The sequence below is a fragment of the Chitinophagaceae bacterium genome, assembly GCA_016713085.1.
Classification (GTDB): domain Bacteria; phylum Bacteroidota; class Bacteroidia; order Chitinophagales; family Chitinophagaceae; genus Lacibacter.
In genome coordinates this window covers 270556-286375 of record JADJPV010000002.1, presented here as the reverse complement: position 1 = coordinate 286375, position 15820 = coordinate 270556, and the positions used below count along the sequence as shown (strand labels likewise).

At 38.8% G+C, this 15820-nt stretch carries 23 protein-coding genes and 1 pseudogene; 13 read left to right on the top strand and 11 right to left on the bottom strand.

Annotated features, from left to right (window positions below):
* Positions 1-2: 2 nt before the first annotated feature.
* From IPK31_13780 to IPK31_13760, 5 genes are all read right to left on the bottom strand, one after another.
* Positions 3-143 (bottom strand): carboxypeptidase-like regulatory domain-containing protein, encoded by a 141-nt coding sequence (locus IPK31_13780; protein MBK8088919.1) that lies wholly within the window; start codon positions 141-143, stop codon positions 3-5.
* Between the two features lie 61 nt (positions 144-204).
* Positions 205-576: an STN domain-containing protein gene (locus IPK31_13775; GenBank protein ID MBK8088918.1), complete on the bottom strand. Its 372-nt coding sequence runs from the start codon at positions 574-576 to the stop codon at positions 205-207.
* A gap of 106 nt (positions 577-682) precedes the next feature.
* Positions 683-1249 carry a DUF4974 domain-containing protein gene (locus tag IPK31_13770; GenBank protein MBK8088917.1) on the bottom strand — a complete coding sequence of 189 codons (567 nt, stop codon included), beginning with the start codon at positions 1247-1249 and terminating at the stop codon, positions 683-685.
* Between the two features lie 31 nt (positions 1250-1280).
* A complete protein-coding gene (locus IPK31_13765; protein MBK8088916.1) occupies positions 1281-1904 on the bottom strand; it encodes a hypothetical protein in 624 nt (207 codons plus the stop codon).
* A gap of 232 nt (positions 1905-2136) precedes the next feature.
* The gene (locus tag IPK31_13760) at positions 2137-2742 is read right to left on the bottom strand and encodes an RNA polymerase sigma-70 factor (GenBank protein MBK8088915.1); all 606 of its coding nucleotides are present in this window, start codon (positions 2740-2742) and stop codon (positions 2137-2139) included.
* Between the two features lie 583 nt (positions 2743-3325).
* On the opposite strand from IPK31_13760, the gene IPK31_13755 reads away from it, so the two are divergent.
* Positions 3326-4333 carry a hypothetical protein gene (locus tag IPK31_13755; GenBank protein ID MBK8088914.1) on the top strand — a complete coding sequence of 336 codons (1008 nt, stop codon included), beginning with the start codon at positions 3326-3328 and terminating at the stop codon, positions 4331-4333.
* 98 nt (positions 4334-4431) lie between these two features.
* On the opposite strand, the gene IPK31_13750 is transcribed toward IPK31_13755, so the two are convergent.
* Positions 4432-4650, bottom strand: coding sequence for a hypothetical protein (locus IPK31_13750; GenBank protein MBK8088913.1), 219 nt, complete (start codon positions 4648-4650; stop codon positions 4432-4434).
* Positions 4651-4782: 132 nt separating this feature from the next.
* On the opposite strand from IPK31_13750, the gene IPK31_13745 reads away from it, so the two are divergent.
* The 3 genes from IPK31_13745 (at position 4783) to IPK31_13735 (ending at position 6006) form a co-directional block, all read left to right on the top strand.
* Complete coding sequence (locus IPK31_13745) at positions 4783-5001, top strand: helix-turn-helix transcriptional regulator (GenBank protein ID MBK8088912.1); 219 nt, start codon at positions 4783-4785, stop codon at positions 4999-5001.
* A 55-nt stretch (positions 5002-5056) separates the two neighbouring features.
* Positions 5057-5578 carry a hypothetical protein gene (locus tag IPK31_13740; protein ID MBK8088911.1) on the top strand — a complete coding sequence of 174 codons (522 nt, stop codon included), beginning with the start codon at positions 5057-5059 and terminating at the stop codon, positions 5576-5578.
* Positions 5579-5730: 152 nt separating this feature from the next.
* Positions 5731-6006 carry a helix-turn-helix domain-containing protein gene (locus tag IPK31_13735; GenBank protein ID MBK8088910.1) on the top strand — a complete coding sequence of 92 codons (276 nt, stop codon included), beginning with the start codon at positions 5731-5733 and terminating at the stop codon, positions 6004-6006.
* A gap of 248 nt (positions 6007-6254) precedes the next feature.
* On the opposite strand, the gene IPK31_13730 is transcribed toward IPK31_13735, so the two are convergent.
* Positions 6255-6392, bottom strand: coding sequence for a hypothetical protein (locus IPK31_13730; protein ID MBK8088909.1), 138 nt, complete (start codon positions 6390-6392; stop codon positions 6255-6257).
* On the opposite strand from IPK31_13730, the gene IPK31_13725 reads away from it, so the two are divergent.
* The 9 genes and pseudogenes from IPK31_13725 to IPK31_13685 all read left to right on the top strand — a co-directional run bounded on the left by IPK31_13725 (position 6393) and on the right by IPK31_13685 (position 13049).
* Positions 6393-7139, top strand: coding sequence for a hypothetical protein (locus IPK31_13725; GenBank protein MBK8088908.1), 747 nt, complete (start codon positions 6393-6395; stop codon positions 7137-7139).
* Between the two features lie 114 nt (positions 7140-7253).
* Positions 7254-7457, top strand: coding sequence for a hypothetical protein (locus IPK31_13720; protein ID MBK8088907.1), 204 nt, complete (start codon positions 7254-7256; stop codon positions 7455-7457).
* Positions 7447-7890, top strand: coding sequence for a hypothetical protein (locus tag IPK31_13715; GenBank protein MBK8088906.1), 444 nt, complete (start codon positions 7447-7449; stop codon positions 7888-7890). The genes IPK31_13720 and IPK31_13715 overlap by 11 nt, the downstream gene beginning before the upstream one ends.
* A 98-nt stretch (positions 7891-7988) precedes the next feature.
* Positions 7989-8320 (top strand): annotated as a pseudogene (locus IPK31_13710) (type II toxin-antitoxin system HigB family toxin).
* Between the two features lie 10 nt (positions 8321-8330).
* Positions 8331-8777, top strand: a complete 447-nt coding sequence (locus IPK31_13705; GenBank protein MBK8088905.1) for a transcriptional regulator — start codon at positions 8331-8333, stop codon at positions 8775-8777.
* A gap of 336 nt (positions 8778-9113) precedes the next feature.
* Positions 9114-9383, top strand: coding sequence for a hypothetical protein (locus tag IPK31_13700; GenBank protein MBK8088904.1), 270 nt, complete (start codon positions 9114-9116; stop codon positions 9381-9383).
* A gap of 793 nt (positions 9384-10176) precedes the next feature.
* Entirely contained in the window at positions 10177-11214 is a 1038-nt protein-coding gene (locus tag IPK31_13695) for a hypothetical protein (GenBank protein MBK8088903.1), read from the top strand.
* A gap of 878 nt (positions 11215-12092) precedes the next feature.
* On the top strand, positions 12093-12533 hold the full coding sequence (locus tag IPK31_13690; GenBank protein MBK8088902.1) for a hypothetical protein: 441 nt from the start codon (positions 12093-12095) through the stop codon (positions 12531-12533).
* A 279-nt stretch (positions 12534-12812) separates the two neighbouring features.
* On the top strand, positions 12813-13049 hold the full coding sequence (locus IPK31_13685; GenBank protein ID MBK8088901.1) for a hypothetical protein: 237 nt from the start codon (positions 12813-12815) through the stop codon (positions 13047-13049).
* Between the two features lie 348 nt (positions 13050-13397).
* Here IPK31_13685 and IPK31_13680 read toward each other — a convergent pair whose 3' ends face one another.
* From IPK31_13680 to IPK31_13665, 4 genes are all read right to left on the bottom strand, one after another.
* On the bottom strand, positions 13398-14834 hold the full coding sequence (locus IPK31_13680; protein ID MBK8088900.1) for a hypothetical protein: 1437 nt from the start codon (positions 14832-14834) through the stop codon (positions 13398-13400).
* A gap of 120 nt (positions 14835-14954) precedes the next feature.
* Complete coding sequence (locus IPK31_13675; protein ID MBK8088899.1) at positions 14955-15137, bottom strand: hypothetical protein; 183 nt, start codon at positions 15135-15137, stop codon at positions 14955-14957.
* A complete protein-coding gene (locus IPK31_13670; protein MBK8088898.1) occupies positions 15137-15346 on the bottom strand; it encodes a hypothetical protein in 210 nt (69 codons plus the stop codon). Before IPK31_13670 ends, IPK31_13675 begins: the two co-directional genes overlap by 1 nt.
* Positions 15346-15747 (bottom strand): hypothetical protein, encoded by a 402-nt coding sequence (locus IPK31_13665; GenBank protein ID MBK8088897.1) that lies wholly within the window; start codon positions 15745-15747, stop codon positions 15346-15348. The genes IPK31_13670 and IPK31_13665 overlap by 1 nt, the downstream gene beginning before the upstream one ends.
* Positions 15748-15820 lie beyond the last annotated feature (73 nt).

Genomic DNA, 15820 nt, shown 5'->3' with positions numbered 1-15820 from the left:
AATTACAAGTGTTGCTTTTCTTCCACTCCACGAAGTACAAACTTACCTTGTGCATCACTCACTGCTCCTGCCGTTGTACCTTTTACACGAACACTCGCTCCCGCAACTGGCTCATTGTTTTCATTCACAATGCTGCCACGCACATCAATATTCTGCGTTTCAACTGTTATAGATTCAGAAGTTTGAGGATTGACTGGTTTAACTTTAACAACAATGGTGTTTTTGTATAATGGTATAGGTAAGCGGCTGGCCTGAAAAAATTCTGTTCAAGACATCTTTCAGATCTTCATTTTGTGCATCGATCGTGATCTTCTTTGCATTCTGGAGATCCTTATCGAAGTAAAGAAAGGAGTACCCGGTCTGCCGTTGTATTTCATTAAATACTTTCTTTAGAGTAAGGTCTTTCCCCGATACAGAAATGTTCTGTCCGAAACCGGAGGCGCTTACTTGCAGGCATGCCGCAACAAGAAAAATGGTTACTAGTTTCACGACCAAAAGAGTTTTGGTTTTACAGAAACGGTGTACGTGTTTAGAAAAAGTACCGTGCACTGTTTCAAAATGAGCAGTCAAATGCATAGCTTTGGTTGTTGGGTGAAGAAATAAGGATTCATGTCAAGAGTTTTTATGTTTGCTCAACCAGCCGGTAGTGTTCGAGCACTGCCGGCCTTTTTGTTTTAATATTCTAATTCGCTCTTACAACGATTTGTTTGCCGTTTACCTGAAATTTCACTTTCCCCGTAGCCTCCAGTACATTCAGGAGTTGTTGTACATTCTCCGAACGTCCTAACCCTCCCGTTATCGGTTCGTTAATTTTTTGCTCATAAACAATATCCACATCATACCACCTTGCTACCTGCCTCATGATGGCTTCAACATCAGCTCCATTAAACATGAATCTTCCATTCTTCCATGCTATCGCTTCTTCAATATCTACATCAGGTAGAATCCTAATATTCTGTTGTTCCGGTAAAACAACAGCTTGTTGACCGGGATTCAATAAAACAAATCCATCAGCTTTTTTCACCATCACTTTTCCTTCGAGTAAGGTTGTTTTTACGGATGGTTCATCATTATAACTGTTGATATTAAAATGTGTGCCCAATACAGCTACTTCCATATCATTCACCTTTACATGAAATGGTTGTTTTGTATTATGTGCAACTTCAAAGTAGGCCTCACCAGTTATCTCCACTTTTCTTTCATTGCCTACAAAAGCAACGGGATAAGTGATTGATGAGCCAGCATTCAACCATACACGACTTCCATCTGTTAGCTTTATATCAATTACCGTACTTCCTCTTGGGTTGCTTAAAAGTACTATAAACTATCTCGTCGCCAACTACATTCGATTCAAAACTATATTCAATTTTCCCATCTGCAGTCTTCACCAACTTCACTCCATTTATGCTACCCAATTCACCATTACTCGCACTATCTAGAAAAATTGTTGTTCCATCTGGCAGCTTAATTTGTGCACGGTTTTTATCGGGTGCTTGCACATCCTGAACGATAGTCAAAGGGCCGTCCGTAGTCCTGAGCGTAGTCGAAGGGCTATTCAAGAAACCAATAGCCTGCAAAAATAATACTCCAACAATCGAAGCAGCCACCGCAATACGTTTCCATAGTTGAATACTTTTTGTACCCTGAACGTCAGTCGAAGGGTCACCATTCACCCTTTCCTCCAGTTTCCCCATCAAATATGCCCTGTTCTTCTCAATATCGTAACGGTCAAATTTTTTCAGTTGTTGTTTTACAAATGCATCGTTATGCAATTGATCAAACAACGTTTTGTTAGCAAAAGAATTGTTTACCCATTCATCTAATACCCTTGATTCATCAACAGTAATGTCTCCGTTCAACTCTTTACCAATAAGCTCACTGATATAAAATAATCTTCCCCGCATGTATGATATTTAACAAAAGGATGGTCAAAACTTTACAAAACAATAACCAAAAAGTAATGCTCACTTTAAATAGAACGTTTCAAGAACAAGTTTGTACTTGCCGGGAGCAAAAGAATGATTCAGTAGAAGATTGGACGCCCTGTTTTGCATAGGTTATGGAAGTTTTTACCGTATCGTGGTAGCTTATAGAGCAAGAACCGAAAAGAATGAAATCAAACATTCAATCTGTTTCCTATTGCAACTTCTCACCAAAATAAACCAGGCTGCAGAAAAGGACAAAGGAACTGATGCTGCTATTCTTAAATAGTGAAATACGTAACAGTTTGATCGCTGCCGATTTGTGATTCCGCACCGTTTGGTAAGCTATCCCGGTTTGTGCCACAATTTCATCATTACTCAATCCTTCGATCAATGCCAGTTTAAGCACGGCTTTATATTTGTCAGGCAACTGATCAATGGCTGTATAAATAGCCTGTAATACTTCAGCCATAATAACGGCCTGTTCTGTTTCTTCCTCACTTATATCAGCGAGGTACTTCATTTCCGTGTGGGTTTGCTCATGCCGCTTTTGCATACGCAGGTAATCATAGCAGGCATTCTTTGTAGTAGTGTAAAGAAAAGATTTTAAATGCTGGAGCGTTTCAAAGTCGGGGTTCTTTTGCAACAGCTTCACAAAACTTTCGGTGGCAATATCTTCGGCTTGAGAACTGTCGCCGGTAATTTTTTCAGCAAAGTAACACAGGGGTTTATAGAACAAACCATACACCTCATTAAACGCATGGCTTTCGCCTTGCTTCAATGCATCAAGTAATTCAGTATCCCCGGTTAGTACCCTCATGTTTAAGTTTAGTGGCTTTTGGCAGAACTTGCTTGCTGCAAGTGATGATAAAATTATCAAATTAAAATAGAATCTGCCAAACTACATCAAAATCAAGACTATAAACAAACATCTGTCGCTGCATACAAAACAAATCCATTGTACAGGCTGTACAAATTGTCAAGTACAAAAACTGGTTCTAAACGTTATATTATATTGACATTTTTTTGGACACTCGATACCTATCGGGCACACTGAAAACAAATGCTACTTATGACAATTAAATCACTGCTATTCTTCTTTGAGCTGATGGGAAAGAAGATAGAGAATAAAACACTATGGCGCTACCTTACGAATTGGAATCGTTAGATACAATGATTTCAGAAAACCTTCATCCAAAACACTGGCTGCATGAAACAACAACACCCGAACTCGAAAAGCAATTGCTAATAATTGGACAACAGGCGCATGATGAAAATAACAGATTCCGGAAACGCATTAAACCTGTTGCTTATAGTTTAGAAAAGAGAAACATCGGGAACTGTTTATACGGCAACATATATCGGCTTTAATTCATTTGCTCGATACACTTACACATTTCCTGATGCCCGGCATACATGAAACCTTTGCCTCAAGCCCCGGCGATACACAGCTTTCCAAAATTTACAAATCCCTCTATCTTTCCTTCCGTGAAACTTTAGAGGAGCTTCAAACCTGTTTTCCGCAATATGTTAACTACGATCACAAAGTACCCGATCATGAATGGGCCTTATTACAAAACAAATGGAGCAATGAAATAAAAAACATCAAACAAAAACTCTCAAAGTTAAAAACAGACAAATCGCTTATCGATATGCTGCTGGCCTACCTCTACAACATTACTGATTCCACAATACAACCAACCATCTCATACCGCAAAATGCGGTACCTGAACGATCTGTTAATAGGCATCAGCAATCTGAAACAAACAAAGCGTATTGCAAACCAGTGTCCGCCTATCACAACCTTGCTCATTTATTTAGATTTCAATACAACAGAGTTTAAAGATTATCTCGTCGATTTCATTTGTGAGAATGCAGCGAGTTTGGTTGATCCCAAAGCAAGAATAGAACGTCTTTCATTTTTCTACAAACAAATCAGTCAATTACACATACGTCCCGGAGCAACCTTACGTCCTGCATCGAAATCAGTAAAAGAAGATCTGAAAGATTGGTTGGCACGGGAAATAAAATACCAGGAAAAAACACATACCATTGGTTTTATTACACCCGCCAACTTCAACCAGGATGTTTACAATAAAGGCATCTGGTACAATTACAGCATTGAAGAACTCGCATTGTTCAAACGTATAGAACACGAGGCAGGCTTGATCAGCAATAAAAAAATACGTCCTATGATTGATGACTTTGCAAAAATTGCACACACATCAACCCAACACAATATTTCTCCCAAGAATCTCTACAACCTTTTTTACAACATCGATCTTTCCACTATTAATTCCCTGCACGATAAATTATTCCTACTCATCAATCACCTGCAGAGAATAAAATCGGAAGTAGTACAGAAACAAAAAGACAAGATTACTACGAAAAGAAAAGTGAATAAATCCTGAGTAAGCCTGTGCTGAGCGAAGTCGAAGCATCGAAGGGCATTGAATCCTGAGCGAAGTCGAAGGATTCATCATCGACCACTCACTACTCACGGCTTTCCTTAACCCTTCCACAACTCCTTCAATCCATACTCGTTCACCAGCTTATAAAGCTCCAGTTCATCATGCAACGTTAACCCGTTCCGGTTACGAAGAAAACTAACTTCTTTCTCCAGCACATCACCGAGTGTATGATAGCCATGGAAAGTCAATAACTCCTTCAAGTCGTCATTGATTGAAAGTTGTTTGATTGGCATTTGCAAATAAGCTTGATGTTCCATTTCAATGCAGTATTAACGAAAGTCACTTTAATTTGGTTCTATCGCAGATACTTTGCCAAAAATAAAGAAAAGCTAACACTGGTATAGAATTATACACCAATAAATCTTCTGCTACTGCACACCTTGCCTTTCATGACCGAAAGACAAAAGGCACAAAAGGAGTTTGCAGATAACCTGCAGAAATGGCTGAAGAAAAAAGGCATGAGCCTTCACCAGCTTGCCGCAGCATCCGGCTTAGAATATGCCCAGGTCCAAAGAACTGCAAATGCCAAGGTCAATCCAACGCTCTACACCATCATTCGCCTCGCCGAAGGACTTGACATTCATCCTTCGGAATTGTTGAAATATTAATCTTCCTTCTGATTTTTTTAAAGAGCATGAAGCCGTTTCGTTTTAACTTTCCGAAATGGCAAATGATTCATCTGTTTATGCAAGAATTGGCATGGCATTAGTTTCAGCGCAAAGGGTTGAATATCTTACCAGAAGCCTTGTTACATTTTTGATTGATTTTAATAGCGACTTTAAATACATTACAACAGAAGACTTTTTAGATGAGTCCAGAAAATTCATAAAACTTAAAAAGCCAACTCTTGGCAACATATTTAACCAACTTCAAACTACTCCTAAATTAGTTTTAACTGATGACCTTGATACCTATTTAACCAAAAGGAATATATTGGTTCACCATCTTTGGAAGGATTATATGTTTGAAAGAACCTCCGGCCAGGCGGAGGCAGTCACTGAGTTTTGTAATGAATTCGGTAAACTCTCAGATAACCTGGAAAAATTTTACAAAGGATTTATCTATTTTCTTAAACTTCGATACAAACCTTCGCTTGAAACAATTGATACAGACAAAGATATTTGGGCAAATGAGTTCGAATACTTTCTGCAGGCGATAACACGTAAAAGTTTATTTACAGAATAATCCACTTTTGCACCACATTTTCAAATTAGCATATTCTCAAATTTTCAAATCAAAATCCTTATCCCTGCTACATTTCAACCAACTTGTACAAGGCTTGCAGTTTTGAAATCTGCAAACATCCTTCTCTTTTTGCTGTCATAAAATTTCACCACATGGCAGTAAACATTCTCACCAAAGAAGATCTTCAGCAATTCAAATCAGAACTACTTACCGACATCAAAGCACTTCTGCAGGAAGCACCCAACAAACCCAAGAAATGGCTGAAGTCCTATGAAGTCAGGGAGCTGCTCGGTATTTCACCCGGCACACTACAGAACATGCAGGAAAACGAACTACTCATCGGTTCTAAAATCGGCGGCCTCATGTTCTTCGATCACGACGACATCATGCAACTCATGGCCAAAAACAAAAAGCCCATTCGCCGCTAACAAGTCCTGAGCGCAGTCGAAGGACCTGAGCGGCCCTGAGCGCATTCGAAGGGTCGAAGGATGGATTTTGTTTCCATTAGCACATCAGCAAATTTTCAAATTATGTTTTCTCCTTACCGTGGCCGCAACCATACCAAAAAGCAAAAGTGTAACTGCAAGCCAGCACTATCCATTGCAGAAAAGAAAAAACGTAAACAACAAAAGCAGTTTATAAAAACATTCCCAACATGGAAGCACCTGTTACCATGTTACTCAATGAGAATGTTCAAAGCAGGTAAACCCAATTCACCACTCACCATTGACCATTCACCATCATGAACTATGTAAGGCACCTCAACGCCTTCTTTGCGCTTGTTCGTAGTGATCAAAGGCTTACATCTTCGCATGTGAGCCTTTATATGGCTTTATTCCAGTACTGGAACTTCAACCGCTTTCACAATCCTTTCTCCATTTACAGGGATAATATCATGCAGCTATCAAAGATCGGCAGCAAGAACACCTATCACAAATGCATCAAAGAACTGCATGAAGCCAAATACATTTTCTATCATCCCTCGATTAACAAGTTTCATCTGGTCCGTATCAGCATTATTCCTTTAGATGTTCAACCCGAACAGCCAACCAGGTACAAACAACTCGATCTCTTCGGTACCGATAATGATACCGGCAGTGTCCCAAAATCAGTACAAGCCAGTACCAATATCGATACTGCACCAGTCCCAAAATCGGTACACATTATAAAACCAAACAGTACTAAACAAAAAACAGTGTGTAACACACCCGCAAATTTTTTGAAGGAGAAAGGAAGAAATGAAGAAAAAAACAGTGACTTCCGCCGTGTCCCAAAATCAGTACACCAGTCGGGCAGCACCCTGAGCGTAGTCGATGGGGCGGTAGATGGCAGTATTGAGCACAGTCGAAATACACCATCGCTCTCAGCAGCCGAAGAGTTCTTTAATCAGCATTCATACCCACCAGACGAAGCAAAGAAATTCTTCTTCTACAACCAGGGGAAGAACTGGATGCTTACCGATAAACTAAAGATTAAAGATTGGCAAGCCTCTGCACAAGTGGATGCTCAACATAAAAATAAAACCAAACCAAGTAAACACAACAGATCAAACAAACATTGACTTGGTAAGAGATATACAGTTTCTCTATGAAAGCTTTTAGATGGCAAGAAAATCTTTCAGCACGTCACCGTACAACATTTTGAACAACTAAAACTTTTACTCGATGAAGAAACAATGCAACAGGCAAAACAGCAACGCATCAAAGACATTGAATGCTCAAATCAATATTCCATCGGACAAATCTGGCAAGCCTATTTAACCAATGATCCAAACAATCCACTTGTAAAAAAAGATGAACCCAATGTAATCGATCTGGCAAAACGAATAGCAGTAATAAAACATTTTCAATCACAAAAAAATCAAACCAATGAACATTAAGAACTATACCTCAAACATCGAAGCAAGTAAATCAATGGCACGTATAGAAGAATTGTTAGTTGAGATAGGAGCAACCAACATCAACAAGCAATACGCAAACAAAGTCTGCACCGGCATCACCTTTCTGCTGTATGATCAGCAGTTGCAACAAACCTTACCGTTTCATTTAAAAGCCCAAACCGAAGAATGTTTCCTGGTACTTTGGAAAGACGTAAAACGTCCCCGTCCCGATACCAAAGCAACACTGCAGGCCCAGGCAAATAAAACAGCTTGGAAAATCCTCAGTGATTGGACAGAGATTCAATGCAGCATGATTCTGTTAGGTCAGGCGAAGCCGTTACAAATGTTTCTGCCATTTATGTACGATACAAAGAATGATGAAACTTTGTTTGATAAAGTAACAAATGGGAAGGTGAAACTACTAATGCCATGAATTCCTATATTCGTAAACTATTGATTTATAAGAGAGTTCTCAAAATATGAAAAAGTTCTCATTTTGAGAACTTTTCAATAATTAATCTTATCTTTGTTATGAAAGTTCACCTGATTAGAAAAGAAACAATTGAGGAATTTGTCCGGCATAACCCACAAAGCAAACTGCCATTTGGTGATTGGTTGTCAAAATCAAATATGCAGATTGGGAAAAACCAACAGATATACAAAACACTTTCCCCAGTGCAGATTTATTGGGAAAAAGTTCAAACAGAGTAGTCTTTGACATTGGAGGCAATAATTACCGGATGATTTGTGGGTATGCCTTTGGAGATAAACAGGTGCACCTTTTTGTTTGTTGGATAGGAACACATGCAGAGTACGATAAACTTTGCGACAGCAACAAGCAATATACAGTTAGCATTTATTAAAATAGTAATCATGACAACATTGAAATACAAAGTTATCACAAGTAAGATGCAATACAAAGAGTATAGCAATGCATTGGAAGAGCTTGTTTTTTCCGGAGCCAAAGATCGTAATACAAAAGACGAGATTGCTTTGCTTACTTTATTAATTGAAAAGTGGGATGCAGAGCACAATAGCTTTGATGAGTTGGATCCAATTCAGATTCTTCATTCATTGATGGAAGACCACAATTTAAAAGCAAAAGACCTTGTTGAAATTTTAGACATCAGCAAAGGTTATGCTTCTGATATTCTCAACTACAAGAAGGGTCTTTCAAAAGAAGTCATTAGGAAACTTGCAACTCATTTCAAAATCAGTCAGGAAGCGTTTAACCGTCCGTATAAATTAGTTGTTCCTGAGAATACTCATTTTAAAAATGCAAGTGTGATGAATACAAGAAAGAAATTGGCCGTTGCATAGCAAACATGGGATTTTTCATGTTGATCAATTCGACATAAAAAATCTCTCATGTCGAAAAATCATTGAAAATTCGACATCAAATCACTTCCATTTATTTGCAAGGGTAGATATTTTACATGTTTCCGCAGCATTAGACTGACTATTAGAAACTTCGGCGGCATCGTTCCAAAGCATGGCGCTGTAAACGTTGCCATGCAGAAACTCAGCTGCCTACGCACCGCCAGGCCGTTTGCTTTATCCTGTACAAATACATAGTTGATTAAAATGCATACAGGATAAACCAAACCGCCTTCCGTCTATTAATCTTTTCCTCTCAATTGCCACTCCCGGCAGTACTTGCCCGGCCGCAGTGACGGCAACCCGATCAGCAGCGTCCGTGCAACAACTGCCGAAACCCAAGCTTCTTCGCCAGCTCACAATGCCAACCCTTCTTTTTCCATTTTGTCCCGCATGGCGGGAACTTTATTTAGTTGCCAGCGCCGTTTCTCTTTGCTGTCAAAGACCGGTAAAATGGTGTTCGTTATTCGTCGTCGGCAAGCAGATATGCCAAACCATTGCAGCAAAAAAAATGAATACAATGGTTATTCCTTACAGGCATTTTTATAGCTGCAATGCCCTTCGCATTCTTCGTTCCTCATCATGTCTTTGGGTGCTCCGTTTCACTTCGCAGTTTGTCATACTGCTTGCAGCTCCTCCTCATTCCTCACGGCAGCTCCTGTGTCCTTCACAGCCCTTCACTCAACCACTCCTTCATTACGTTTCATTCCACCTCGTTCGCTTCAACTTTACTGCTTCAGTGCCTTGCATCCTGATCTAACCACAAATCCACAACACGGCAGGATGCAAATGCACTTCCGCAAGCCAGCACACACCGCTCACCGGGTTACATTTCACTCCATTCCGTCGGGTTTCATTCAGTACTGTTCAGTCCACCCGCTGCCACACTTTTTTGCTCGCCGGCCGCCCCTTCAGGCTGCGTTCGCTGTGCGCTGCTAATTGCTTCTGTCGTACCTCCAGTTCGCAAAGCTGCACATCAGTTCACTTGCATACGTCCGCCGCCTCCGTACCCTGACGGGTAAATTACTACGGCGGCTTCCTATGTAGCCAGCATCTGCCGCTTGAAGGCGGCATTTACTACTGGCCCCTTTCGGGGGCTCGCCGTCACCTCCGTTCGTTCCTCTCTCCGGCTCCTTATGGCTCGCTTTGCTGCCCACCCTTCTCCGCCGTTACTACCGGCGGGCTATGCTTCTTTTTTGCCGCAGGCGCTTTTACCGGCAATGCGATAAACAATGCCTTTTTATTTTTCGTAAATACGAATTACATTAGCTTGATTTGATAAATCTGTTAATACGATTTCGTAACAAAAATATTACAGCTTACTTTTTACACTCTTCTTTAGATGAAAAATAATTTTACAATTTTTTATTCCTGGCAATCTGATATAAAATCTAATAGAAATTTTATCCTACAGTGTATTGAGAAAGCTATTAAAGAGCTTACAAGAAAACACAAGGCAGTTCTTAATTTGGAAATCAACCTTGATAGAGATACTAAAAACAAAAGCGGCAGTCCTGCTATAACTAAGACAATATTTGACAAGATTGATTTAAGTGACATTTTTATCTGTGATGTTTCAATTGTAAATAAATCGTTACTAAATATCTTCTCGAAAAATAGGGAAACACCAAACCCAAATGTTTTAATTGAATTAGGCTATGCAGTTCAACTTTTGGGATGGGAAAGGATTATTTGTGTGAACAACCTTAATTATGGAAAGACTGAAGATCTGCCGTTTGATATTAGAGGACATAGAATATCCACTTTTAATGGAAGTAGCAAATTTGAAAAAGATAAACTGATTCAAACTTTGATTCTTGCAATTGAAACTATCGTTATCAATTATGACAAAATAACTGTTGCTCAAGCAAAGAATGATCACAGAAAACACGACAAGGAAATATTTCACAGTTACACAGAAATATGCTCAGAACAAATTCTTTTTGATAGTATTTCTTTAGCTGTGAATAGCTTGTTCACAAACAAATACTATTTAGACATTTGGGATGACTTATCTGAATTTTACGACAGCACAGCTAATTATTTCATTGACTCCGAACTGGACAATTTAATTCGATTATTTATTATTGAATTAAATTCCTTTAATAGTATCTGCTCCACAAAATTTCATTTAAAAGACAGAAGTGGCACAGGCTATCCTTCTCAAATTATGACTGGTGAAGAACTGACAGAAGAAGAGTCATTTTCTTATAAACAAAGTCAAGTTTATACTATTCATAAAGATCCCTTTCAGAATGAAACTTGGCGAGAAGCTGACAATAGAGTTCTTAAGGTACAAGATCAGTTATATCTGCAAGGTGAGAAAGTCAAAGCCAGTTATAGAAACCTGGTAATGGGCGTTAAGAAAAACACACTATAACATACATTGCCGCTAATATTATGAATTTAAATATTTTCGAAATCTGGGATAAAATAGGTCGCCAAACCCCTTTTGCTGTAAGACGAGCGAACTGGACTGAAGAGTATTATACTATTGTGGAAAAGGTTGAGTGTGATAAAATGCCCTATGGGAAAGCATATGGCTACCCAACTATAAGAGTGATATAGTCTACTCACTATGAGTATGATAAGGAATGGATTTCTGAAAAACTGATTCCATGTTGTGGAAATTACCAGTGGTCACTTGCTGAAGATGCTGAAATAAATAAAGGCATAACAATTACCGCCCCGAAAAAGAAACCAAATAAATCTATTTACACTTTTAATTCAAAATTCATCTTTGGTAAATATAAGGGCGAAACAGTTGAAGCAGTCTTTCTTCAAGATCAGAACTACATTGAATGGGCATTGTGTAGTGTAGATAAATTCTGTTTAACTATAGATTCTATCGCTCATTTGCAAAATATAATTGTTGGCTTCCAATTCAACGAAGGAACTAAACAAATGAATGAATACAAGTTATCGGTATTCTTAAAATCCTGATAGCTCATCCTGTCAATCCTTTTAAGCTTTAGTAACCTTTCCGTTTCTTCTTAAATCACCCTGTCCAGCGAATAGGCAAGTTATGCTCCTTTAGTCGGCAAGGTCTGCACTACACTTCGTTCCGTTTGCCTTAAGGTTTTTGCAAAAAAATCTCCAGCCCTTCATTTCGTTTTTTGCTTCGCTAATTTATACTCACTCCGGGTAGTATTTTTTATGCAAAAAACCTTGCCTTCCTGCCCACCCTGCATTTTGGTTGCCTATCGCTGGCCAAATGTGGTGTCTTGCCGCATAGCAAAAAACAGCGTTACAAAATTTATGATGTATCCAATGGTTCGTTGCTATCATCAAAATGCTTCCATTCCGCAACACTCGTTTTTTATTCTTTGTAAAGGCAACAATGCTGGCAAACCTTCTTTAACTCCATGGCCTAATTCATTTATTGCCACTTGCTCAAATGAAGAGTATTACAAATTCTTCTTTTGGCTTGTTTATGGTTTACATCAATCAGGTAAGTTTAAAGTGTATCAGCGGGGTTCTGTTATTCCTTACATCAATTTGGAAGATGTCCGCACTTGCATCAGGGAGGTTGCCCAACTCATTCATCCAAATTGGAAACGCTTTCAGGAAATTCTTTCCTCACTTGAAAAGTGCAGCAAATTAAAAGCAACTCTCTTGCAGCAGGTTGCAGCAACAGAACACCTGCAAAAAACTTTGTTGCAACAGTACTTTCAGCAAATTAAAAATGCCCCTAAATAAGGGGCATACTTTGCTGATGTATGAGTACCTGACAACCGGACCTGGAAAGCAAATGAAGAAGGAGCAACCATACTGACTAACGGTGTGCCATAGTGCTTTTGCTGTGACCGTGTTTTTATTCAGCTAAGATAGTTTCGGCAGGCTGATAAACATACCCTGATAACAAAACAAAAAGACTACGGCATAAACACTGACCTATTCTCTGACCCTTCTTTTATTCCGTTTCCTTTTGGTTTTCGTTGCTGCCTTCACTGTGATATGCTTCTAAAAATCACTTTTATGCAAAAGCAACTTCGCATCATCACACGTCGCCGCATGTCGGTTTGTCCATTCAGCATTGCTTACATTCCGCTTCCTGTTCCTGCGGTTCCGGCCATTGCATTCAGCAGGCATTTTCAGCGGCATCCGGTTCACTATCGCCCATTGCCATTCATTAAGGTTTACCAGTTGGCATCAGGCTGGTTTATCTGGTGTTATCCTTCTGGCCGTCGTCAGCTTGCAGCCTTGCCATTTTAAGGCTGCAAATAAAAGTGCCCCATATTTTGGGCACTTTTATATTGTTGATATAATGATTTTGCTGGATACTCTCTCAAGAAGCTTTAAATCCATTTGTAGATATTGGGTCCAAATCCAATTCAGTGACAAGTGTTCTGAAGCTTTCTCTCGTTGGATAATCTTTAGTAATGACCCGCAAAAAATCACCGAATGTATTGCATGAATTATAAAACTGATTCGGATCACCTGAACGTTTAAAAGATTTTTTATTTGAAGAACACCTTCTCCAATAACTCCTAATCCATTCTTTAAGTATATGAGGGTTCTCTTTTATAACTGCCATTTTCTCAATTAATGTCGAAATGCTGATTAATGTAACTGGATGTATTTTATCGAATTTTTCGGTAATGTTTTTCGCTTCATTTTCAAAACATCTTGTAAATAACTGTTTACGCCTGCTATATCAATTGCCTTTTCTGTATGTATGATTATTGGGTATATCCTGTGTTTTCTTTTCTTCGTTGGATAGGTCAACAATGAATCATATTTATTGCTGTTAGCAATATCATCTAATGCCTTTGCAATTTGACAAACACCAAAATTTCGAAGTCCGTTTTCTTTGCTGGATGCAAAATTTTTATCCAGAAAATCCTTAAATCCATTCTCATCAATTTCCTCTAATACAATTCGTGGCAGGTCACTGCTTTTTACTTCTATAAGATAGATATCCCTGTCATTAACAATCATGAAATCAATTGGAGATCCTTCCTTATCATTCCATAATATAAATTCAGGTTCTTTAAACATACCCTTAAGTAATAATTCCGAAACAAACTCTTCGTAATATTTCTTCCCAAGCCAGCCCTTAAAATCACCAAATGTTTTCCACCTTTTTTCTTCCCGTATAGAAGTGTGTTTGTGAAAGTTGTAGGTTAAGGAGAGTTCAGCGATATAGGAAAGAAAATTAAAATCTAATATTACAGGATGTTCGTCCAGGATAAAGTAGATAGGATGAGTCATGATGTGTTTATGTATTGTAAACTCATCATTATTCGCCGGAAGATTACTTCTTCTATATGAAAATGCCTCCATTATCTTCTGCTGCTGCTCATTAAGTTCTAAGGACCATTTGGCGTTCTCATCCTCTTTAAACTGGTCCATACTTTGTTTCAAAATCTTCATAACTATTTTAGCATACTGAAAAAAATCACTGAGGCCAAGGTTTTGGATAAATTCACCAATAAATCTGCTGCCATTTGGAATTTCCCTTCTGATAAACTTATAAAATAGAAGAACCTCAACATTTCCGATATAATGCAATACAATAAATCTCCTGATATAAAATTGCTGCATCATCCCGAGTTTCCAAATTCCAGAGTAACTACAGATGTCATCGGAATCTGTTAGTTGGTCATAATAAATTTGATTTGCTAAAAGAATATTATCCCACAGATCGTTTTGCAAGTTACTTTCATCCGCTTCCTCATCAGGATATTCAGCTCGATAATTAGATAAACAAATACCTATTAATTTTGATATAGCTTGAGGTGAAAAGAAATGTGAGCCATCCTCCAATGATTCACTATCCTTCATCAATTCGGCAAGCCGGTTTCTTCTTTTATTATCTAAAAACGGGAAACACTGTAGAAGAATTTTCTTTAATGTTGATAAATTACTATCGCCATCCAGGAATATTAGCGCATTAATTTTCGATAAGTATAGAATAATAATATCTGTTGGATATTTTCGAATAAAGGCTAAACTGTCGGAAGGTGGTTGCGAATTGTAAAATTCTCGGTAACTCAAATACTACGGGCATTCATCATTGATTGGCTTTTTGTCTAAATTAAAACAGACATTTCGGAATACAAAAAGCCTCCTGAAGAATCAGGAGGCCATCACTTCAGATCACCACAATAGAAGCAATTATTTTTTCAGTCGTTTTGCAAGAAGCTTCAATAACAAAGTGACCGCAAAACTCACTACTGCACCAACTGCAGCTAACACTGCAGTCTTAATAAGATCTTCGCTGTTGATATTTGCGAAGATTGAAAGCAACGTTCCAGCGGCAGTTCCAGCTTTCGTTGTATTATCAAAATACTGTTGCATTATTCTCCCTCCACTGCAGTCTGACTAACTGCACTCAATACACCACTTGCCACAGCTAAGTAACCAGCTACTTTAATAATCACCGCTGGCAGCGCCACAGGTGCTGCAACAATTGTTGTGGCCACTGCAGCCAATGTAATCCCGATTGTTCGAAGCTTCTTGAAGAATTTTGGTGTTGGTGCTTGCACACGTTGAATAAGTTGTTTCATCAGTTTACAGATTTTATAGTTAGAAATACTTTGTTGCCTTTCTCAAACTCAATGGATGTAACTGCAAGCAGCTTTTTTAGTGCAAGCATTGAGTTGTTCCCTTTTCCTTCGCCGGTACAAACAGAAACCGGAGCGATACAGCCTTGCAGTTCTTTTAATGCATCATTTGCGGCATGCAGTAAAATCAAATGACGTTTAGCTACATTATTCACAAGTAAATGATGCCCGAACCTTGGACTGTATCGCTTAGTCAGTTCATATCTTCCTTCCGGAATACACGATGCTCTTTGTTTATGCGCAAGCCAGGGCAGTTCAATTGTAAAACATACCCGCTTGTTATTATGGAGCAACTCTCCGTTCGTGCCGTCAGGAAAATATGTTCTGATCAATTCCAGTTCCATCTTTCATAGGATTTTAAGATTAAAAAACGGACGGCTTTCATTCGCCACTCACGACTCACCATTCACCCTGAGC